We start from the raw sequence: 20,500 nt of genomic DNA, 5'->3' as shown, positions 1-20,500 counted from the left end.
TCCTCAACAAGCGCCTGAATGCCGTTGTCCCTTCTACATTGTGCGCGCCGGGCGTGGCGACAACCAGAAGGCGGAGGAACCCGTGACTGCGCGTCTTAGCCTGCCGCCACCGCCAGGATGCCGAGGACGACGGCGAGAAACGGCGTCGTGCCTTGCAGAACCGCCGCGCGGAGGTACTTCCGCCCCGTGAGGGCAAGTACGGCGGCGGCGAGGAGCATGGAGCCGCAGCAGCTGAAGATGAGGGTCCAGCCCACCACGTGCTGCGCGGAGCCGACGGCGCCGAACGCCACGCAGCCCACCCCGATGAAGGCGCCGACGGCCAGGAACAGGTTGTAGAAGCCCTGGTTGTAGGCCAGCGGTTTGGTGGTTTCGGCGTCGGCCTGGGAGTTGAGGCCAAAACGCTTCCAGGTGGCCGGCCTGGTCCAGGTGACGGACTCCATGGTGAAGATATAGGCGTGCAGGGCCGCAGCGATGAACGCAAAAAGGAGGGAGGCCAGGATCATGTGCTGATCCTAGCCTCCCTCCCCCGCGCCGAACCGCTCGGCACGCACCGAAAACTCAGCGGGTGAGCATCCCCAACGCCGCCCCTGCGAACTGCTTGGCCGAGGTGTTCCAGTGGCCCAGCAGGCCCTGGAGGTTCTCGCCGTCGGCCCGGTGCGCCGGCAGCCGCTCCTGGAGCGTGGACAGCACGCCCGTGCGGAGCTCGGTATTGAAGTTGACCTTGCCCACGTTCATGGCTGCAGCCTTCACCAGCTCGTCCGCTGGAATGCCTGACGCGCCGTGGAGCACCAGCGGGATGTGGGTCCGCACGGCAATGTCCTGAAGGACGTCCCAGCGCAGCTGCGGCTCGCCCTTGTACTTGCCGTGCACGTTCCCCACCGCGACGGCCAGCAGCTGGGCGCCCGTTCGGGCCACAAAGTCCTCCACCTGGGCTGAGTCGGTCAGGCCGGCGACGGCCACGCCGGCGGAGTCAGCACCAGAGGGATCAGTCCCGAAGGCACGGTCCTCGTCGCCGGCCAGCCCGCCGAGTTCGGCTTCAAGCACGACGTCGGCACCCAGGAGAGAGCGCGCCTCACGAACCAGTGCAATGTTCTCCTCGTACGGGAGGGATGAACCGTCCGCGAGGACCGAATCCGCCCCCGCCGCGACGGCGTCGGCCATCACCTTAAGGTCAGAAGCGTGGTCAAGCTGCACCGCGACGGGCACTGACGCGGCATCTGCCAGGCCGCGGAGCGCGGCGATCAGCCGCAGTCCGTTGGGTGTTGCGGCCGTCTTGGGGGCCACCAGCAGGATGACGCCCCGGCCCGCGTCCTCGGCGGCGCCCACCACGGCAAGGGCAGTGGTGAAGTCGTAGCACGTGAACGCCGGAACAGCCGAGCCCTGCTGCAGGGCCGTAGTAACCAGGTGGTCGAGTCGGGTGCGCATCAGACCCCCAGGCCTCCTACCAGGATCCAGGCCACGTACGTCAGGAGGAAGCCTGCGACGCCCAGGACGGTGGTGAGGACGGTCCAGGTCTTGAGGCCGTCCGAAACGGTGAGGCCGTAGTAGCGGACCACCACCCAGAACCCGGCATCCGTCACGTGGGAGAGGCCCAGGGCACCGAAGCCGATGGCGATGACGATGACCGCGATTTGCGCCGGCGTGTAACCGCCGCTGCTGACCGCAGCGCTCAGCAGGCCTGTGGTGGTGACGATCGCAACCGTGGCCGAACCCTGCGCGGCGCGCAGCGCCAGCGAGATGATGAAACCAAGCAGCAGCAGGGGCACGCCCAGCGTGTCCAGGGTCTTGGACAGCGCGCCGCCGATGCCGGAGACCTGCAGCACGTTGCCGAAGACGCCGCCTGCAGCTACGACCATGAGGATGGAGGCGATGGGCGGAAGTGCGCCCTCGAAGATTTCACCGGTTTCCCTCAAGGACCAGTTGCGGCGGACGGCAAGCAGGAAGAAGGACAGCGCCACAGCGACCAAGAGGGCGAAGAACGGGTTGCCGATGAACGCTGCAAGTCCGTACCAGGAATTGTCCTTGGGGATCATGAGGGTTCCCAGGGTTCCGAGCAGGATCTGCACGATGGGGGCGGCGATGAGGAAGATGATCAGGCCCGGGCGGGGCGGGGCAATGGCGGAGGCGCCTGGGCCGTCGTGGCCCACCTTGACAAGCGACTTGGTGCCGAATTCCTCCACCTGCGTCTTCACGGCAGGCAGCAGTTCGTAGTCCTTGCGGTTCATGATGGAGGCCACCCAGTAGGACAGGAAGCCCAGGGGCACGCAGATCACCAGCGAGATCAGGGCGATGAGGCCGATGTCGGCGCCGAGAACCCCTGCACCGGCAACGATTCCGGGGTGTGGCGGGACGGCGACGTGGATGGAGAGCATGATGCCGGCCATGGGCAGGCCGAACTTGACCGGGTGGACCTTGGCGATCTTGGCAAAGGCGTAGACGATGGGCACCAGCACGATGATGCCCACCTCGAAGAAGACCGGAATGGCCACCAGGAACCCGACGGCGGTGAGTGCCACAGCGACGCGTTTGGCCCCAAGCTTGCGGGTGAAGTGGTCAGCGAGGGACTGGACACCGCCGGACACTTCAATCATCCGGCCCAGCACAGCACCGAGAGCAATGAGGATTGCCACTTTGCCCATGGTGCTTCCGACGCCGCTGGAGACCACGGTGAAGATGTCCTGCAGCGGGATCTGAGCGGCCACGGCGACCAGGATGCTGACTGTCAGCAGTGCCACGAAGGCCTGGATCTTGAAGCGAATGATCATCACCAGCAGGAGGGCAACGCCCACGGCGGCGATGGTGAGGAGCAGTGGGGTACCCAGCTCCACTGCGGGTTTGATGGCTGGGGTGTCGGCCGCCCCCACCATCAGAGAGCTAATTAAGGGGTTCATACGGGTGTCTCCTTTGACAAGCCAGTCTTCCAGAAGACGGGCAGGATGGCTCTGGCGAGTTGTTAGTTGGTGGTGCGCTTGGTGGGGGCAACCACCTTGATGACGGCGGAGTCGTCTGCCGCGGCGAGGCCCTGGGCCTGGCCGAGGAGGTAGAGCTGCTCGGCTGCGGCGGCAACGGGGGCTGCCAGGCCGGCTGCACGGGTGGCCTTGCCCACGATGCCCATGTCCTTGACGAAGATGTCCAGGCGGGACAGGACCTCGGCACCTTCCTCGGTGTAGGCCTCGAGGATGCGGGGACCACGGTTGGAGAGCATAAAGGAACCTGCGGCGCCGGCCTCCAGGGCGGCGAGGGTTTTGGCCTGGTCCAGGCCGAGTGCGTCGGCGAGGGCCATGGCCTCGGCGGCTGCGGCGATGTGGATTCCGCAGAGGAGCTGGTTGACGGTCTTGAGGGCCTGGCCGTCGCCGGGCTTGTCGCCAACCACGGTGAGGGTGGAGGCGAGGAGTTCCAGCGCGGGCGCAGCCTTTTCGCGGGCCTCGGGGGACGCGCCGACCACGATGAGCAGGTCGCCTTCGCCGGCACGTTTGGGGCCGCCCGAAAGGGGGGCATCCACGAGTTCGACGCCGTATTCGGCCAGCTTGGCGACGGTGGCGGGGATGGCTTCGGTGCCCACGGTGCTGCCGAGGATCACGACGGCGCCCGGCTCCAGGACGGAGGCCACGCCGTTCTCGCCGAAGAGCACGTCGTTGAGCTGTTCGCCGTTGCGGACCGCGAGGAGGAGGGCGTCGGCGCCCTTGGCCGCTTCGCGGGCGGTGCTGAAGGTGGCGATCCCGGCTTCTTCGGCGAGCTTCAGGCGCGGCTCGGCGATATCGAAGCCGTGGACGGTCAGCTGGGACGCGAGGCGGGTGGCCATGGGCAGGCCCATGGCGCCGAGGCCCAGGACAGTGACGGTGTAGTTGCTGGTCATGGTGTTCTCCTTTGAATACTGGGGTGGAGCCGGTGGGCTAGAAAGTGTTGCTGAGCTTGCGGGTGACATCGGCGAGGGACTGGTCGTCGCCCACGTTGCCGGCGAACACGATGTACGGGATGCCTTTGGCGGGGCCGTCCACGGGCTCCCAGAGGGAGACGATGCCCGGCAGCATGGGGCCGCGGACAATCGCGTGGCGGATTTCCAAGCCGTGGGCGGCGACGTCGGAGGACGTGATGCCGCCCTTGGCGATGACGAACCGCGGCGGGAAGGTCTTGAGCGTCCGGTTGACTACGGCGACGACGGCGGCGGACACCGTGCGTGCGATCCGCAGGCTTTCGGCTGGGTCGTCAGTCTTGATGAGCAGGCGGCTGGTGTGGACGATAACGTCTCCGCCGTGGAGCGAGTCCACGACGGCGCTGACGATCTGGTCCAGGTACGAGTCGGCAGCCGTTTCGGTTTCGGCGGCCAGAAGCTTTTCGACGTCGATCTCCACAATCCGCGCCGCGCTGTGCTGCTCAGTGAGGGCCTTGAGCTGGCGGGTGGTGACACCAACGTGGGAGCCGACGACAATCAGGCCGCCCGCCTCCGAGGGGGTGTTGCCGGCGTAGGCCTCGGCGCCGCTGAGCTCGGTGCGGATGTCCTGGCCGATCCGGGCGCGGCCAAACGGCGGCCCCACGCGGTACAGCAGCTTCTTGCCGCGCCGTTCGGCTTCTTCCAGGCCCAGGGAGAGCACGCGGAGGTCATTTTCGGTGACGATGTCGGCCACGATGGGCGTGGAGTTCGTGGCGGGAGCGATGGCGTCGGCGATGGCGTTGGCGCTGATGGCCGCGCTGACAGCTGTGTCGCCGTCGGGGTTTCCTGCGGTGCCCGCGCTGGCTGCACCGGCACGGATGATGTTTAGGTCCAGGACGATCACCGATTCCGCGGCGAAGCGGCCTTTCGACTTCTCTTCGACGTACTTGGCCAGTTCGGAGTTTACGTAGCCAAAGCTCGCGTCCTTGGCGAATTCGGTCTGCGCCGCGGGGGTGAGCGTGCATGCATCATCGCCCGTACCGCGGGTGTAGTGCACGCCGCCGATCGTCACGCGGCCGGCGTCGGGGAACGCGGGAACCAGGACTACGCCGTCGGTCGCTTCGCCGCTGACCTCGGCCACAGTGGCGGCGATGACGTCGGGCTCAAGGGGGTAGTGGCCGCGGAGGGTGGAGTCGCTGCGGCTCACAAAGCCCAGCCGCAGGCCGGAGTCGGCCGCGGCCAAGGCGTTGCGGACCACTTCCTCGTTCCTGACAGCAGCCTCTGCCGGGTCCAGGCTCCGGGAGTTTGTCAGCACGTAGACGGCGGGCTTGGCCTGCCCAAAAGCCCAAATGAAATCCTCGACATCCCAGCGGGTGAGCACCGGCAAGTCCGCAACGGACTGCGTGCCGGTGGGGTCGTCGTCGAGCACTACCAGCATGCGAGGCGTCTCCGCATTGGAGGCGGCTACGGTGTCGGCCACAAGGCTGGCGGGAATCCGGACTTCGGCCGGGAAGGCGGCCAGGAGGTCTGCTTCAAGCGTCACTATGCACTCCGTTGTGGGTATTCATGGTCTCGATAGATATCTGTAAGATGTCTGACATCTAACATTTCAAATAGTGTGGCACAGCACATTCAAACGCGCAAGTAGACTTGTCAGACATCTGGCGACGGCGGCATAGGGGGACAAATGGCACGGAAATCACTGGTGGGCGTTGTTGCCGACGACCTCCTGGACCGGATTATCGCCGGGGATTTCCCGCCCGGATCCAGCGTGCCCGGCGAGCTTGAGCTCAGCGCCAAGCACGAGGTCAGCCGCATGACCGTCCGCGAAGCCATGAAGACCCTTGAGGCGCAGCGCATCCTAAGCGTGGAACGTGGACGCGGCACCTTTGTGAACCCGCTAAACCGGTGGGCCTCCCTGGAAGCTGTGCTGCGCGCCGCCTCTGAGGGGCAGAACGAGGCCGTGGCCTCGGTGCAACTTATTGAGCTCCGAAGGATGCTGGAAACGGGAGCCTGCGAGCTGGCCGCCACCCGGATCAGCAGCGGGGACATCGAGGCGCTGTTCGGCAATGTCGCCGCAATGCGGGCTGCACATGAAGTCAACGACGTGGCAGCGTTTGTCGAGGCCGACCTCGCCTTCCACGACCTCATCCTGCGCGCTTCGGAAAACGTTTTTGTTGCCGTCCTTTTCGAGCCCCTGCAGCGTGTGCTCGAAAAACGCCGCGCGGAAACGTCGGCCGTGCGCACCATCCAGGAGCACGCCATCGGTCACCACCAAAACATTGCCAAGGCGTTGGAATCGCGCGACCCCGCCAAGGCCCGCGAAGCCATGGATTCGCACATGCAGCAAACTTTGGATGACCTCAAGAACCTGGTTCTGGAGGCACCCTGACGCTGTTGGCAACGCTCCGGGCTCTGGCCATGCCCGGAAATCGCTACTAGGGTTCAAGGACGGCCCGCAACCGGGAATCGAAGGCGATCACGAGGAGCGAAGTTGTCCAATCACACGTACAGCATTACTGAAATTGTTGGCACGTCCGAAGAAGGCGTCGACGCAGCGGTCCGGAACGGCATCGCCGAAGCCAGCAAGACCCTGCGCAATCTTGACTGGTTTGAAGTGAAGGAAATTCGCGGCCACCTCGAGGACGGCAAGGTTGCCGACTGGCAGGTGCGGGTCAAGCTGGGCTTCCGCCACGAAGGCTGACCCCGGCTGCTCATAACCGATGGCATACCTGGTGGCCGCGCCCCAAACGCGGCCACCAGTGTTTAACCGGCGGACTTAGGAGCTTTTTGGCGGTGTTTTGTTGGCGCTCTTTGTCGTTAGTTGACGATGACGAGTGTGCTGGCGGCTGCTTCGATGACGTCGTCGGTGATGGTTGCGATCTGGTTGATTTTCAGTACACGAGTGATCTGGGGGAAGAGCCGCTCGGGGAGCCCTGGTCGGCGATTTCGACGGCGGCACGGGTGATGGTCTTGACCGTTTCGATCGGGTACTTGCCCACGCTAATCTCACCGGACAGCATGACCGCGTCTGCACCATCGAGGGCACAGGAAGTTTGATGCCCTTCTCCTGGGTGCCGGGAACGTCCTCGGTGGTGATGGTGAAAATGTCGGCCATGATCGCCACGGTCTTCCCCGAGGCCCGCTCCAGCCTTCCGGACCTTCCCGTAGGTGTTGTCATGCACGGTGTAATCGCGGTGCCTCATGTTCATGCGCGACGTCAACTCCGGCCTCCAGCACAGCCAGGGTGTTCTCGTAGCTGGCAATTGCCGGGCCAAACGTACCCACAATTTTTGCGCGTCTCATACTGTGTCCGCCCCTTCAACGTCGTGGAACTGCAGCACTGTTTTGTAGGCGGACGATAACTATTCAGCGCATGCAGTGGGGGCACGGGAATCCTCAAAGGGTTGGGAGAGAAGCGGGGCGGCTGCGTCATGTGCAACCGCCCCTCAGGGAAATGACTCAAGGGGGGTTAGGATGCTGCGGCTGGCGTTTGTGCGTGAGGGGTTGGGTCACCGAGTGCTTGGACAATGTTGCGCCCGATCTGCTTTAAAACCTGCGCCGCGCCTACCGGGTCATGTGTTGTGTCTTGAGAAGTGATGTCCGTAAGTGCGACAGTGTGCTCCAGGCCCAGTGCGTGGGCATCTGAGGCTTGTAGGTCTGAACATCCCACTACGGCCCAGACCGGGGTCTGCTTCGCCCGGCGGCAGACAGCGGAGATAAGTTTGCCGTCTACGGTTTGAGCGTCAAGACGCCCCTCACCGGTGATGAGAAGGTCAGCCGCGGCCACATGCGCGTCGAAGTTCAGCAGGTCGAGGAAATAGTCAGCCCCTGATACCAAGGTGCCTCCAAGAAGGAGGACTCCGAAGCCAATTCCACCGGCGCTTCCGGCGCCCGGTTGCTCTGCGAGTTCCGCGGCAGTACTACCCGGGACTCGTTGGAGGGTTTCGACGAAGTTCACGAGCCCCTCGTCCAGGGTGCCAACCATTTCCGAGGTTGCCCCCTTCTGCGGACCGAACACCTGGGCGGCGCCGTCGGGTCCTGTGAGCGGGTTGGTTACATCGCTGGCGCCCACCAGTTCGATGCCGCTGAGATCGAGCAGATTGGTCAGGTCGATGTCCGCGATGCGCCCCAGATCCCCGCCGCAGGGGTCAATGATGTTGCCTTGATCATCTCGGAATTCGGCCCCCAATGCAGCGAGCATTCCCGTTCCTCCGTCGGTGCTGGCGCTGCCGCCGAGCGCCACAACTAGACGACCCGGCTGCAGTGTGGCGGCGGCACGGATGGCCTCGCCCAGTCCCCGGCTTGAAGCTTGGAGTGGACGGAGTCCATCCCTGAGCGTTGCGAGCCCGCAGGTGGCTGCAACTTCCACCACTGCGGTCATCCCGTCGTATGCGATCCGCGTCTGGCGTGGCTGTCCATCACCGTCGTGAACCGTAAGTGTCCTTGAAGAAAATCCCGCCAGCTCTGCTCCTTCCACGCTTCCGTCACCGCCGTCAGCCAGTGGCAGTTCCGAAACGTGGATGTTCCGGGCACCAGAAGCTGATTCGATCCCTGCCCGAATAGCGGCGGAAACCTCCGCAGCAGTGAGGCAACCCTTGAACTTGTCCGGTGCGATGAGAATGTGCAGGGACAATGGCACTGCCTCCTTACCTTCGCGAGGTGCCTGTCCGTGCATCTGTTGGTAGTGATTCATTCCGGCCTGTTTCGTGCTGTCTTGGGGGTCCTGCCGCATGTCGGCGCGACTTTGTGCCTGGGTGGTAAGCAAGGGGCTTGAGGGCATGTCAGGGGACCATCCAGCCGAGAATCGGTGTGGACTGCAGGAATACGAGGGCGGTGAAAAGGACCAGCAACGCAAGGCTCCAGCCGATAAGTTTGCGGAAGATGTCACCTTCGCGCCCGGCAAGTCCTACTGCCGCAGCCGCGACGGCGAGGTTTTGCGGAGACAGCATTTTGCCGAGCACGCCTGCAGAAGAGTTTGTTGCTGCTGCCAGGACAGGGTCGAGCCCTGCCTGTCCGGCAACAGTTACCTGCAAAAGGCCGAACAGGGAGTTGGATGACGTGTCCGAACCGGTGATGGCAACGCCCAGCCAGCCGATGACAGGTGAGAAAAGGATGAACAATCCGCCGGCTGAAGCGAGGGCAAATCCGAGGCTTGCGGTCTGGCCAGAGAGATTCATTACGAACGAAAGCCCCAATACGGACATGACGGTCACAATGGTGAAGCGCAGCTGGACCAGAGTGTCCTTGTACGCTGTAAGTGCTTGGCGGAAGCTGATCTTATAGCTGGCCGTGACAATGATGCCCGAAATCAACAGCAACGTGCCGGTTGCCTTAAGGTGTTCCAGCTTGAAGGTTTGCGCCGCCACTGCCTTACCGGAAGCATCCGTCACGTTCAGTCCGGGCCATGCGAACGTTACCGACCCGACGGACGAAAGCCAGGACTTGATGGCCGGGATCTGGCTGACGGCGAAAACCGTGATGATGACGAGGTAAGGCATTACGGAAAGGAAAGTCGACCGGCGGGTTGACTGAGGGACTTCCGTGAGAGTTGCCCCCATTCCGCGGTGCACCGTTCCTGCCCCGGGAAGTGGAGCGATCCTGCTGTCCGTTCCAGCCTCTTCGAAGACAAGCTCGGTCTTCGGTTTCCACCAGCGCAGAGCCAGCAGCACAGCCGGAATTGTGGCCACGGAGGCAACGATGTCCGTCAGCTCGGCAGCGATGTAATTCGCCGTCAGGAACTGAGCCAGACCGAAAACAAGACCCGCTACCAACGCGATCTTCCAGGTTTCGCGCAATCCACGCCGCCCGTCTACCAGGAAGACAAGAATGAGCGGAACGATCACGGCGACGAACGGGGTCTGCCTACCTGCCATCTGCGACAGCGTGTGCATGTCGATTCCGGTGACCGCAGCAAGGGTGACGATCGGAGCCGCCATCGAACCAAATGCTACCGGGGCGGTGTTTGCCAACAGCGACACGAGCGCGGACTTCAGAGGTTTCATTCCTGCCGCCATCAACATGGCTGCGGAAATAGCAACCGGGGCACCAAAGCCGGCCAAGGACTCCAAAAGGGCCCCGAAACAAAACGCGATAATGATGGCCAGCACGCGCTGATCGTTGGAGATCCGCCTGATACGCGCCCCGAGGACCTCAAACCAGCCGGAAACGACGGTCAACTTGTAGATCCACAGCGCATTCATCAGTATCCACAAGATCGGTATCAGGCCATAAAGGATGCCCTCTCCCGTAGCGCTGAGAAGCTGCGAAACCGGCATCTGCCAGACAAAGACGGCTGTCAACATCGACAGCACCAATGACGTCAGCGCTGCTTTGTGCGCCTTGACGCGGAAAACGCCCAGCAGTACGAATAGCACCGCTAGAGGTGTTGCTGCCAATAACGCTGACAAGACTAAGGACTCCCCTACCGGGGCCAGGATTTGTTCAAACATGCGTGATCTCCTCATTGAGACAGGGGCAGCCCGGATAGGCCGCTGTGATCCGAGCAACAATTAGATCCCACAAAGGTCACTTTGTCTAACAAGATTACATGTCAGGCAAGTGTACTTGCCTGCAATGCTTTCGTATCATGAAGCAGAGCGAAGGAGCACCGATGGTTACCCACCTGCTTACCGTTTCCTTGGTGGAGGCAATTGCAGACGACATACGATCCCGGATATTGCGCGGGGAGTATCCGCCGGACGCTTCATTCAAGGAAGTCGAAGTCGCCGCCACCTATGAGGTCGCAAGGCCAACAGCGAAGGCAGCTATCGAAAAGCTCGTTGCAGAGTCACTCCTGGAACGCCGCTCCAACAAAACGGCACGTGTCGTAACCCTCACCCCGGACGACGTCCGGGACATCTACAGGACCAGAGCGCGACTGGAGAAAGCCGCTCTTCTCCACCTAGCAGAGACGAAAACGGTGCCGGCGGCCGCCTTAGCGGCACAAGAAGACCTCGAACGGATCAGTGGCGGATCAGGGATCGATATCGTCGACCCCGACATGCGTTTCCATCTGGCATTGGTTGGAGGGCTGGACAGCCCTAGGACCAGCCGGATGTACGATTCCCTAATTTCCCAGGTCAAGCTGTGCATGGCACAGATCCAAGGACTCCACCTTGTCCAACCAGACCGCATCATCAAAGAGCACCGCCAGTTGCTAAAACTTATCGAAGAAGGCAACGGGGCAGCGGCGGCGGAGTTCCTGGACGTGCATCTAGCCAGACCCCGCGAGCGCCTTGTAGCTGCTATCGGCGGAGAGCCGGGTCCCGAAGCCGAGGTCGAGTCACAGCTGGGGTGAAAAACTTCTGCTCTCAATCCCAGAAGCCAGCAAGAAGCTGGACATCGAATGCTGCGTGAAGCGTCCTCCTGCGCCAGCTAACGGCGCAAGATTGGGAGATTCTTGTCAGAAACGGTCGATATCTCTAGTCGTTTTTGACTGTCGCAGATAAGGGACCACTATCTGGCACATAGCAGTGGACGTCGGCCGGGTTCAGCGCTTCTTTCTGAACTCCTGCCCGGCGCGTGTACCGCCGTCGACGAGAACGTCGGTGTCGGTGAGGTAGCCAGGCCCTTAAGTCGCGCAGAAGGCAGGGACGGCGGCAATCTCTTCGGGCTGACCGAAGCGTTTGAGTGTGACTTTCGGCGCCACATGGCGGCCTTTTTGCGGCGCTATTTGGCGCCGGGTGCGGCCCGCAAGGGGATCCTTCACCGAACGCCGTCAGCATCTATTCAGGCACTTCAGCACGGCCGGCTCCAAGGTAATTCACTTCTAAGCCGCTCCTCTGCAGCCTTACGCTGGTTTTCCAGCAGCTCTTGGCCGATATCAAAACGGGTTGGAGGCCCAGCCGGTGTTGGCGGGTACACCCCCGACTGGAAACCAGTCCAATGTTTCCGTGGGCTCACGGTTCATCCGCTAGGCTCGCTTTTGGTCCGTTGTGGGCCTTGACTCGGCTACGGGGGGCATATCCATGGTGGGAACTGGTAGTACATCAAAGACGGGGACCGGCCTGCCCCTGGTTCGGCCAGCGCTACTTGTTGTGCTGTCGCTGGGACTGGCCGGGTGCACTTACGCGGGCGCTCCAACCCAGGCGGAACCGGCCGCCGTCCAGGCCACCCCCGCTGCGGTTGCGTCTTCCGCCGCGAAGCCTGCCCTGAGTGGAGAAACCGTGCAGGACTCGTTTGGCAACGCGGACTTCTACACCACCGTTCCAGGCGACACTCTCCCGGCCGTGGCGGCGGCGTACAAGCTATCCGAGGCGAAGGTCGCCGGGTTTAACGGCCTCCAGCCCGGAACTCCCCTCAGCCCGGGCACACGGCTCCGGTTAATTCCGGCCGGTCCCATGCCGGGCGCCCAGGGGGCTGCCACGATTGACGCAAACGGCATTCCAACGGGTTACACGATAGAGCCCGAAGACAGCTTGGCTGGCATCACCTACAGGTTCAACCTGACCTCTGAGCAGTTGGCGGAAGCGAACAAGGTCCCGTTCACCTACGAAAAGGGGAACGTCTTCTTCATCCAGGCCGGCAAGGTCATTCAGCTGCAGAAGAAGCCGGTGGACAGCCGCTCCGGGTCCGGTACAGAGGTCAACAACTCGTTCGGCCAAACTGTCTTCTACACGACGGTGGACGGTGACTCGTTCGACAGCCTGGGCTACAAGTTTCGCTCAACCACGGCACAGATCCTGATGTACAACCCCTCGCTGTCGGCGGATCAGCCCATCCCTGCCGGCACGAAGGTTCGACTGATACCCGGCGAACTGAAAATCGAGGGCGCACAAGGAACGTCCACCGCAGACGCCCAGGGCATTCCGCTGACCTACACCACCGCCCCCGGGGACATCGAGCGGCAAGTTTCATTCCGCTTCGGCGTGACTGACCTGCGATCGGCCAATCGTCCGAGCACGGGCACGGCCGGGGCTTGGTATGACTTCACAGACCTGCCCAACGGCGAACTTGCGCCGGGGCAGACCATCAGCGTGGCGCTGGACAAGCCCATTAACAAACCCGGGCCCTGACGTTCGCCCGTTTGCAAGGGATGCTTTACGGGGCGCCCATGGGAAGTGTCGAAATCGGGGCACCCAACGCGAACGGCCCGGTCTTGGTAAAGCCCTGGCCGCATGTCGAAACGGAGACACCCTTGTCGTGACCAAGCTTGATCGCCTCGCTCGGTCGCTGCCCGACGCTAGGGACATCGCGGACGAGCTCTCCCGCAAAGGGGTTGCCTCAACCTTGGCGGCAGCGTCTATGACCCTCACGATCCGGTAGGGAAGCTGCAATTCAACGTCCTAGGCATGGTTGCTGGGTTCGAAGCCGACCTAATCCGCGCCAGGACGCGGGAAGGAATGGCAGTGGCAAAAGCTAGGGGCCGGCTGCGAGGGAAACAACCAAAGCTCTCGAAAGCCCAAGAGGCGCACCTCGTTAGCCTCCACCAAGGCGGGGTGCACACCACCACCGAGATTGCCGAACTATTCGGCATCGCTCGCTATACGGTCTACCGCGCCATCCAAAGAGCAACGCCAACCGCCCAGGTGACAAATAGCGCCGCGAAAAGACCGCCATTTATCGCCGAAAGTCACAGCGTTTGAGGGCGGAGACTTGCAGGAATTCGGACGCGCCGTGGTCTTTCTCGAGTTGTCCCATCGCGGTGTCGAAGCTTCCAGGCGAGGCCGAGACGACGCGGGCACCTTTGCTGCCGAACGAGCCTGCGAGTGAGCGGGTGCACCAGATCACGAATGCCTTGCTGAGACCGTAATCGACGCCGGTATGCGGCTTCTTGCCGAAGATGCTGCCGCGTTTGACGGTGCAAAACAGCGATCAAAACCACTGTGAGGATCGCCGGTGGGCGCTATCGGCGGCCGGTGCAGCCTGCGGTCGGCGAAGTGGCTGACGCGAGCCCAAAAAATGCATAGGCTCGTAGTTGGAACATTTCCGAAAACGGTTTCCAGTGCGGCTCGGCCCCGGGAACCACTTTGCAGCAACAAAGGAGTCACCTATGACTGACATCTCCCTGAATAACGGCGTCACCATTCCCCAGCTCGGCTTCGGCGTTTTCCAGGTGCCACCGGAAGACACGCAGCGAATCGTCGAGGACGCCCTCGAAGCCGGCTACCGCCACATCGATACCGCGGCCGCGTACCGCAACGAGGCCGGCGTCGGTGCGGCGATCGCAGCCTCCGGAATTCCGCGCGAAGAACTCTTCATCACCACCAAGCTCCGCAACGGCGACCAGGGCCGGGCACAGGACGCGTTCCAGGACAGCCTCGAGGCATTGAAACTTGATTTCCTGGACCTTTACCTCATCCACTGGCCTGTTCCCTCGCAGGGGCTCTTTGTCCAGGCATGGAAGGAAATGGAGCACCTGTATTCAGGTGAGCAGGTCCGCGCCATCGGGGTCTCCAACTTCCTTTCCGACCACTTGGACACGTTGCTCGAAGCCAGTGATGTTGTTCCCGCGGTGAACCAAATCGAACTTCACCCCAGCTACCAGCAGGCCGATCTTGCTTCCAAGAGCCGTGCCCTGGGGATAGCAGTGGAGGCCTACAGCCCCCTTGGCCAGGGTGGAGACCTGAACGGAAACGCTGTCACCGCGGTGGCGCAGGCCCACCACGCCACCACCGCCCAGGTGGTCCTGGCCTGGCACCTCGCCGCCGGCACCATCGTCATTCCCAAGTCAGCTGACTCGGCACGCATGCGAGAGAACTTCGCCGCCACGTCCCTGGGACTGACCGACGACGAACTCGCCTCGATCACCGCCCTCGAGCGGGGTGCGCGCATCGGTTCGGATCCCGCCGTCGCAGCTTTCTCGCAGCTCTAGAACCGCTGACGGGCCTGCCGGATAACCCCGGCAGGCCCGGGTGGTTGAACCTGTCACCAACCAATTCCGGCTAGTGAGGATCCCTGTGAAATACACCCGTCTTGGACGTTCCGGCCTGAAGGTGTCCCGGCTGTGCCTTGGCACCATGAATTTTGGCCCGCACACCGGCGAACCTGACGCTCACAAGATCATGGATTCCGCACTGGACGCCGGCATCAACTTCTTTGACACGGCCAACGTTTACGGCGGAGCCGGGCACCGCGGCTGGACTGAGGAGATCATCGGCCGCTGGTTCGCCCAAGGTGGCGAGCGCCGGGAACGGACCGTCCTGGCCACGAAGCTGTACGGCACCATGACGGACCGCCCCAACGAGTCCAGGCTGTCCGCACTCAACATCCGGCGCGCATTGGATGCCAGCCTCAAGCGCCTGCAGACGGACTACGTTGATGTGTACCAGTTCCACCACATCGACAGGGACACCCCGTGGGACGAGATCTGGCAGGCTACCGAGGTTGCCGTCCAGCAGGGCAAAATCCTGTACTCGGGCAGCAGCAACTTCGCCGGGTGGCACATCGCGCAGGCGCAGGAAGCCGCCCGCCGCCGGAACTACACTGGGCTGGTCAGCGAGCAGTCCATCTACAACTTGTTCCGCCGTGAAGTTGAGCTTGAAGTCATTCCCGCAGCACAGCAGTACGGGCTGGGCCTGATCCCGTGGTCCCCGCTTCAAGGCGGGCTCCTCGGCGGGGTGCTGAAGAAGGAACGCGCGGGCGTCCGGCGCGCGGAAGGACGGGCCGCGGAGACGCTCAAGAGCCACCACGAACAGATTCAGCAGTTCGAGGACTTCGCTGACGAACTGGGCCACGAACCCGGCGACGTCGCGCTTGCCTGGCTGCTGCACCAGCCCGCGGTAACCGCACCGATCGTAGGTCCTCGTACGCAGGAACAGCTCGACGCCGCCATCCGGGCTCTGAACGTCACGCTCGACGACGCAGCACTCAAGAAACTCGATGGCATCTTCCCGGGCCACCGTCCGGCACCGGAAGACTACGCCTGGTGAACCTTTTGGGTCCCGACGCCGACACCGTGGCACCACGGAACCTCCTCTTCCTCGGTGGCACGGGGGTGATCAGCGCAGCAGCGGCTCAACGCGCCGTCGTGCTCGGTCACCGGGTGACCATCCTCAACCGCGGCCAATCCGCCAGATCCGTACCTGATGGTGCGGAGGTCCTGCACGCCGACATCCGTGACGGGGAGGCCGTGCGGGGCGTGCTGGCGGGGAGGGAGTTCGACGCCGTTGCGGACTTCCTGACCTTCACCTCGGATCAGGCGCGGGCCAACATAGAAAACTTCCGGGACCGGACCGGCCAGTACGTGTTCATCAGCACGGCGTCGGCGTACCAAAAGCCGCCCACCCGGCTGCCGATCCTCGAATCCACGCCGTTGAAAAACCCGTTCTGGCAGTATTCGCGGGACAAGATCGCCTGCGAGGACGTGCTGTTCGGGGCCTATCGCTCTGACGATTTTCCGGTCACTGTGGTGCGCCCGTCACACACCTACGACCACACGAGAGTCGGCCTGCTGGGCGGCTGGACGGACATTCACCGCATGCGCGCCGGCCAGCCGGTTATGGTGCACGGCGACGGTACCTCGCTCTGGACGGTGACGCACACCCGCGACTTCGCGAAGGCGTTCGTTGGGCTGCTGGGCAGGCCGCAGGCAGTGGGCGAAAGCTATACCATCACCTCCGATGAATACCTGCCTTGGAACCAGATCTACGGCCTGTTTGCGCGGGCGGCCGGGGTTTCCGAGCCGGACCTGGTCCACGTCGCCTCCGAAACGATTGCCGCCCAAAGTACCGGCTACAGCCCGCACCTCGGGCCCAGCCTGCTCGGCGACCGGGCTCACTCGGTAGTGTTCGACAATTCCAAGATCAAAGCCCTGGTGCCCGGCTACACGGCCACCATTCCTTTCGCGGACGGAACCCGGGAGATCGTCAACTGGTACGACAGCCGCCCGGAGCTGCAAGTGGTCGACCACGAATTCATGGCATTGAGCGACCGGCTGATCAGTTGGGCGCGGGGCGCGCGCTAGGCTTTTCAGTCCACGGGGTCTTTTTCAACCCATTGGGCCCGCCATTCGGGCGCGTTGAAGGCTTCACTCCAGTACGCTGTCTCCTTGGCGATCTTTCCGTCCCGGAACTCGAAGATGAACACCGTTTCGTACTTCGGCCCGTTGTAGTCCAGCAGGGCTTCGGCCACCACCAGGGTCCCGCCGCTCGTCATCCTTCGCGGCGTAATGGTGGGCAATTGCGGGAAGGCGCTGTAGATCCCGCGCCGGTTGTCCGCGCCTCGCACGACCTCGCCGGACTGCGGCCAGTGCATCACCGCGTCGTCGTGAAACAGCTCGTCCATAACCTCGATGTGGCGTTCGTTGATGCACTCGATTAACCGGCTGACCACGTTTTCATTAGCGCTTGGTTCACTCATTCTGCCCTGATTTCCTGATTATTTCGGTGGAACGCCAACACTTGAATTGTCCTCCGGAAGCTCCGGGTGCGCCACGGTCAACCCGGCGAACCGGCAAGCTTCACGGCGTGATTCGGGGCAGACTGGTGAGATGACACTCTCACCGCTCATCACACTCAACGACGGCCACACCGTCCCGCAGCTGGGGCTCGGCACCTGGCCGCTGGACGACCGCCAGGTCGCAACCGCCGTCGTACATGCCCTGGAAGCCGGGTACCGGCACATCGACACCGCCGTGAAATACGGCAACGAGCAAGGCGTGGGGAACGGAATCCGCAACAGTGGCGTTGACCGCGGCGAACTGTTTGTGACCACCAAACTGGACGGTGAGTTTCAGGGTAATGACCGGGCTGTGGCGGGGCTGGAAGGATCGCTGAGCCGCATGGGACTGGACTATGTGGACCTCCTGCTCATTCACTGGCCGCTCCCGGCGCGCGACAATTTCGTCTCGACCTGGAAGACGTTCGAACGGCTGCAGGCTGAGGGGAAAGTCCGGTCCATCGGCGTCTCCAACTTCAAGCCTGCCCACTTGGAGCGGCTCCTGGCCGAAACGGACGTGGTGCCGGCCGTGAACCAGGTCCAGCTGAGCCCGGCCATCACCCGGACCGCTGATCGTGAGTTCAACACTCAGCATGGAATAGTCACGGAGTCCTACAGTCCGCTGGGAGGTTCCGGAGCGAGCCTGTTGGAAGCTCCCATCTTGACCCAACTCGGTGAAAAATACGGCAAAACGCCGGCCCAGGTGGTGTTGCGCTGGCATATTGAGCATGGACTTGTGGTCATTCCAAAATCGGCAAATCCGGAGCGCATGCGGCAGAACCTGGAGGTGTTTGATTTCGCCCTGAATCCGCAGGATCTAGCGGAACTTGCGGTCCTGGACGAGGGTCCCGGCGCCGGGAACGATTCGGACCGAACAGGGCACTGAGAGGCCCCCTAACCGGACCCTCAGGTGGATCCAGAGTGGCGAAAAGAAAGTAAGCATGATTAGTATTGAGGCAGAGGGATGAAGCGTACCCGGGATCCGGGCACCTCCCTGACTTAGGAAGAAGGAACGACAAAAATGGGCTTCTTTGGATTTCTGATTCTTGGCCTTATTGCCGGTGCTATCGCTAAGGCGATCCTTCCCGGCCGGCAGGGTGGCGGAATTTTCATCACACTGCTTCTCGGTGTAGTCGGAGCGTTCCTCGGCGGCTGGCTGGGTAGCCTGCTCTTCAACGCGCCGCTGCAGGATTTCTTCTCCATCCAGACCTGGCTGCTCGCGATCGTCGGCTCGATCATCGTGCTGCTGATCTACGGCCTGGTCACGAAGCGCAGCGTCCGCAGCTAACTTCATCACCGGCTTGAAGACCGGCCTTGGGACATTTCCCTGGGCCGGTTTTCTTTCCCTCCGGCCGATTGTGCCGGGGATTGAAACCTTCTCAACGGGCAGGAGTTCATTATGAAATCGAAACTTCTTTTGGGTATTGGTATCGCCGCAGGCTACGTTTTGGGATCACGGTCCGGCCGCGCAGCGTACGACAAGTTGAAGTCCAGGGCAGCAGGCATCTGGGACAGTAAGCCCGTCCAGGACAAGGTCAGTGCCGCCACGGAAGCCATCAAGGAAAAGGCTCCCGGGGTTGCGGATCAGCTTGGCGAGGCCGCGCGCAGGGCGGGCACCGTGATCGGTTCCGCCGTCCACCACGACGCGTCCGCCAATGGCAAGGCAAAGACGTCCGACGCCGGCGCCTTGCAGGGTGCGTCGGGCACCGCCGGGGACCACATCCCCGCCCACAGCACCCACCCGGAAACGGTGAACCTGGGGACCTCGGATGTTGAATCCGATCCTGCGCTCAACGATAACCACGGCCAAGACTGGTCCGACGAGGGCGGTGCCACTCCCGCCGGCGCAGCCACGAACGTTGATCCTCGGCGGGATTGATCCATCGTTTCCTTACGGGTACGTGACGGCACCGCCGCCGCGTGACACAAAGCCCTGCGGGAACTGTGCTACAACTGATTGACCTTGCTGGCCGTCGCGATCCTTGGGGGACGCGGCGGCCGGTGGCGTCTCAGGTGATGGCAACCAACGGGGCCCACGTGGCCGGCCGGGATATTCGGGAGTACACATGAGCACTTCAGGCAACATCCCGGCCGCACCCGCGGGGTGGTACACAGATCCTGCCGGCACCGGACGGCTCCGCTGGTGGGACGGCTCCGCCTGGACCGACCAGTTCAGCACCCCGCCCCCGCAAGTCCCTTATGGCTGGCCAGCCGCCACCAGCCCCTATTCAGGGGCCAGTCCCTACGCTGCGGGCGGTTATCCGGCGGGACCTCATGCGAACGTCCCCGCTGGTTTTCAACGTCCTCTCCTGAGGCGCGACGCTCCGGTGTACAACCCGCTGATTTGGGTCATCACCCTTCTTCCGTTGCTGTCCACTGTTCTTCTGCTGCTCTGGACGCCGGAATTCAGGTTCATTTTTGTGGGCCGGCAGCGGACTTTGGACCCATGGTCACTGTTCACTCCCGCCTATTTCCTGATCCTCTTCTCGGGCTTCGCCACGTACGCGGCTTCGGTGCTGCTTGCCTACTTTGACTCCCAGCGGCTGAAGCGTGACGGCGTCGTCAGGCCGTTCCATTGGGCTTGGAGCTTCCTCAGCAACGCCGTGTACGTCATCGGGCGATCGGTGATCATGGCTAAGGTCGCCAGGGGCCGCGGGCTGGCGCCTATCTGGGTACTGATCGGCGTCGTCGTCCTCAACATCGTGGTGGCAAACATCAAGATGTCCGCGCTGATGTCGTCGATCGCAACCATTCCGGCCTGAGCCGGAGGGCACTGACTTTCGTGGAGCTCCATCCCTTGGAAGCTCTGGGATCCGGGAACTTAGTTCCCCCGCCGGCTGCCCTTGGGGACCATGAGGGCCAAGGCCCCGGCACGACGACGGCAACTGCCACACCATTGCGGATACTTACAGCTGTTTCTGGAGCTTCCTACCCGGGAATGTCCGACGGCGGCCAAAATGTCAGTGCCTCGAGGCAGTGTATTCCCATGGAGGCTTTGACGGCGCAGCTCGCGGGGAACGGCGGCAGTACCGCCGTGCTGACGCGCCCCGGTGTTCCTGCGCCGGTAAGCATGACAGCGGCGATCGCGGTGGTCCGAGCTGCAGTCGCTGCCGCCCCGGACCAGCTGGCCATGGCAGGCTATGCCGAGGCCGCCGAATTCGCCGCCCAGGCCGAGGAGCTCTCCCGGTCCGTGGACTACCTGCAGATCCTCGCCGCAGGGGCCGTGGACCGGACCCGCACCCAGGCCAT

The 20,500-nt window shown here is 63.0% G+C and carries 21 protein-coding genes and 4 pseudogenes; 13 read left to right on the top strand and 12 right to left on the bottom strand.

Going from position 1 to position 20,500, the window contains the following annotated elements; translation table 11 throughout:
* Window positions 1-95: 95 nt before the first annotated feature.
* The 5 genes from AB4Y73_RS18425 to AB4Y73_RS18405 all read right to left on the bottom strand — a co-directional run bounded on the left by AB4Y73_RS18425 (window position 96) and on the right by AB4Y73_RS18405 (window position 5,414).
* The gene (locus AB4Y73_RS18425) at window positions 96-503 is read right to left on the bottom strand and encodes a DUF1304 domain-containing protein (protein ID WP_441873746.1); all 408 of its coding nucleotides are present in this window, start codon (window positions 501-503) and stop codon (window positions 96-98) included.
* Between the two features lie 55 nt (window positions 504-558).
* Window positions 559-1,425, bottom strand: coding sequence for a class II fructose-bisphosphate aldolase (locus AB4Y73_RS18420; protein WP_441873744.1), 867 nt, complete (start codon window positions 1,423-1,425; stop codon window positions 559-561).
* Window positions 1,425-2,891: a GntP family transporter gene (locus tag AB4Y73_RS18415; protein ID WP_441873742.1), complete on the bottom strand. Its 1,467-nt coding sequence runs from the start codon at window positions 2,889-2,891 to the stop codon at window positions 1,425-1,427. The genes AB4Y73_RS18420 and AB4Y73_RS18415 overlap by 1 nt, the downstream gene beginning before the upstream one ends.
* A gap of 62 nt (window positions 2,892-2,953) precedes the next feature.
* Window positions 2,954-3,856 carry an NAD(P)-dependent oxidoreductase gene (locus AB4Y73_RS18410; protein ID WP_441873740.1) on the bottom strand — a complete coding sequence of 301 codons (903 nt, stop codon included), beginning with the start codon at window positions 3,854-3,856 and terminating at the stop codon, window positions 2,954-2,956.
* A gap of 37 nt (window positions 3,857-3,893) precedes the next feature.
* The gene (locus tag AB4Y73_RS18405) at window positions 3,894-5,414 is read right to left on the bottom strand and encodes a four-carbon acid sugar kinase family protein (RefSeq protein ID WP_441873738.1); all 1,521 of its coding nucleotides are present in this window, start codon (window positions 5,412-5,414) and stop codon (window positions 3,894-3,896) included.
* A gap of 144 nt (window positions 5,415-5,558) precedes the next feature.
* On the opposite strand from AB4Y73_RS18405, the gene AB4Y73_RS18400 reads away from it, so the two are divergent.
* Together AB4Y73_RS18400 and AB4Y73_RS18395 are read left to right on the top strand one after the other, a co-directional pair.
* Complete coding sequence (locus AB4Y73_RS18400; protein ID WP_441873736.1) at window positions 5,559-6,263, top strand: FadR/GntR family transcriptional regulator; 705 nt, start codon at window positions 5,559-5,561, stop codon at window positions 6,261-6,263.
* Between the two features lie 102 nt (window positions 6,264-6,365).
* Window positions 6,366-6,575 carry a dodecin gene (locus tag AB4Y73_RS18395; RefSeq protein ID WP_185262315.1) on the top strand — a complete coding sequence of 70 codons (210 nt, stop codon included), beginning with the start codon at window positions 6,366-6,368 and terminating at the stop codon, window positions 6,573-6,575.
* Between the two features lie 116 nt (window positions 6,576-6,691).
* Here AB4Y73_RS18395 and AB4Y73_RS18390 read toward each other — a convergent pair.
* The 5 genes and pseudogenes from AB4Y73_RS18390 to AB4Y73_RS18370 all read right to left on the bottom strand — a co-directional run.
* A pseudogene (locus AB4Y73_RS18390) lies at window positions 6,692-6,805 on the bottom strand (AAA family ATPase); the annotation flags it as partial.
* Window positions 6,766-6,894 (bottom strand): hypothetical protein, encoded by a 129-nt coding sequence (locus AB4Y73_RS18385; protein WP_441873910.1) that lies wholly within the window; start codon window positions 6,892-6,894, stop codon window positions 6,766-6,768. The gene AB4Y73_RS18385 and the pseudogene AB4Y73_RS18390, both read right to left, overlap by 40 nt.
* Window positions 6,895-6,938: 44 nt before the next feature.
* A pseudogene (locus AB4Y73_RS18380) lies at window positions 6,939-7,177 on the bottom strand (pyruvate kinase); the annotation flags it as partial.
* A gap of 166 nt (window positions 7,178-7,343) precedes the next feature.
* A complete protein-coding gene (locus tag AB4Y73_RS18375; RefSeq protein ID WP_441873908.1) occupies window positions 7,344-8,513 on the bottom strand; it encodes a glycerate kinase in 1,170 nt (389 codons plus the stop codon).
* Between the two features lie 142 nt (window positions 8,514-8,655).
* Window positions 8,656-10,323, bottom strand: a complete 1,668-nt coding sequence (locus tag AB4Y73_RS18370) for an L-lactate permease (protein ID WP_441873733.1) — start codon at window positions 10,321-10,323, stop codon at window positions 8,656-8,658.
* A 161-nt stretch (window positions 10,324-10,484) separates the two neighbouring features.
* Here AB4Y73_RS18370 and AB4Y73_RS18365 point away from each other — a divergent pair, with 161 nt between their 5' ends.
* The 3 genes and pseudogenes from AB4Y73_RS18365 to AB4Y73_RS18355 form a co-directional block, all read left to right on the top strand.
* Entirely contained in the window at window positions 10,485-11,171 is a 687-nt protein-coding gene (locus tag AB4Y73_RS18365; RefSeq protein ID WP_441873731.1) for a GntR family transcriptional regulator, read from the top strand.
* An 868-nt stretch (window positions 11,172-12,039) separates the two neighbouring features.
* Window positions 12,040-12,888 (top strand): LysM peptidoglycan-binding domain-containing protein, encoded by an 849-nt coding sequence (locus tag AB4Y73_RS18360; protein WP_441873729.1) that lies wholly within the window; start codon window positions 12,040-12,042, stop codon window positions 12,886-12,888.
* 58 nt (window positions 12,889-12,946) lie between these two features.
* Window positions 12,947-13,458, top strand: a pseudogene (locus AB4Y73_RS18355) (recombinase family protein); the annotation flags it as partial.
* Here AB4Y73_RS18355 and AB4Y73_RS18350 read toward each other — a convergent pair.
* On the bottom strand, window positions 13,433-13,657 hold the full coding sequence (locus tag AB4Y73_RS18350; protein ID WP_441873906.1) for an SDR family oxidoreductase: 225 nt from the start codon (window positions 13,655-13,657) through the stop codon (window positions 13,433-13,435). The pseudogene AB4Y73_RS18355 and the gene AB4Y73_RS18350 sit on opposite strands and share 26 nt — an antisense overlap.
* A 208-nt stretch (window positions 13,658-13,865) precedes the next feature.
* Here AB4Y73_RS18350 and AB4Y73_RS18345 point away from each other — a divergent pair, with 208 nt between their 5' ends.
* From AB4Y73_RS18345 to AB4Y73_RS18335, 3 genes are all read left to right on the top strand, one after another.
* Entirely contained in the window at window positions 13,866-14,687 is an 822-nt protein-coding gene (locus tag AB4Y73_RS18345; RefSeq protein ID WP_441873727.1) for an aldo/keto reductase, read from the top strand.
* Window positions 14,688-14,772: 85 nt separating this feature from the next.
* Window positions 14,773-15,744: an aldo/keto reductase gene (locus tag AB4Y73_RS18340; RefSeq protein WP_441873725.1), complete on the top strand. Its 972-nt coding sequence runs from the start codon at window positions 14,773-14,775 to the stop codon at window positions 15,742-15,744.
* A complete protein-coding gene (locus tag AB4Y73_RS18335; RefSeq protein WP_441873723.1) occupies window positions 15,741-16,778 on the top strand; it encodes an NAD-dependent epimerase/dehydratase family protein in 1,038 nt (345 codons plus the stop codon). Before AB4Y73_RS18340 ends, AB4Y73_RS18335 begins: the two co-directional genes overlap by 4 nt.
* A gap of 5 nt (window positions 16,779-16,783) precedes the next feature.
* Here the strand turns inward: AB4Y73_RS18335 and AB4Y73_RS18330 are convergent, their stop codons facing one another.
* Window positions 16,784-17,173 (bottom strand): nuclear transport factor 2 family protein, encoded by a 390-nt coding sequence (locus AB4Y73_RS18330; RefSeq protein ID WP_441873721.1) that lies wholly within the window; start codon window positions 17,171-17,173, stop codon window positions 16,784-16,786.
* A 130-nt stretch (window positions 17,174-17,303) separates the two neighbouring features.
* Here AB4Y73_RS18330 and AB4Y73_RS18325 point away from each other — a divergent pair, with 130 nt between their 5' ends.
* The 5 genes and pseudogenes from AB4Y73_RS18325 to AB4Y73_RS18305 all read left to right on the top strand — a co-directional run.
* Window positions 17,304-18,137, top strand: coding sequence for an aldo/keto reductase (locus tag AB4Y73_RS18325; protein ID WP_441873719.1), 834 nt, complete (start codon window positions 17,304-17,306; stop codon window positions 18,135-18,137).
* 135 nt (window positions 18,138-18,272) lie between these two features.
* A complete protein-coding gene (locus AB4Y73_RS18320; protein ID WP_441873717.1) occupies window positions 18,273-18,539 on the top strand; it encodes a GlsB/YeaQ/YmgE family stress response membrane protein in 267 nt (88 codons plus the stop codon).
* A gap of 111 nt (window positions 18,540-18,650) precedes the next feature.
* Window positions 18,651-19,130, top strand: a complete 480-nt coding sequence (locus AB4Y73_RS18315) for a hypothetical protein (protein ID WP_441873715.1) — start codon at window positions 18,651-18,653, stop codon at window positions 19,128-19,130.
* Window positions 19,131-19,317: 187 nt separating this feature from the next.
* Window positions 19,318-20,013 (top strand): DUF2510 domain-containing protein, encoded by a 696-nt coding sequence (locus tag AB4Y73_RS18310; RefSeq protein WP_441873713.1) that lies wholly within the window; start codon window positions 19,318-19,320, stop codon window positions 20,011-20,013.
* Between the two features lie 224 nt (window positions 20,014-20,237).
* Window positions 20,238-20,500: pseudogene (locus tag AB4Y73_RS18305) on the top strand (HNH endonuclease signature motif containing protein); the annotation flags it as partial.

This window comes from Pseudarthrobacter sp. TAF60_1, assembly GCF_052113505.1.
Lineage (GTDB): Bacteria > Actinomycetota > Actinomycetes > Actinomycetales > Micrococcaceae > Arthrobacter.
This window is presented reverse-complemented; position numbering and strand designations above follow the sequence as displayed.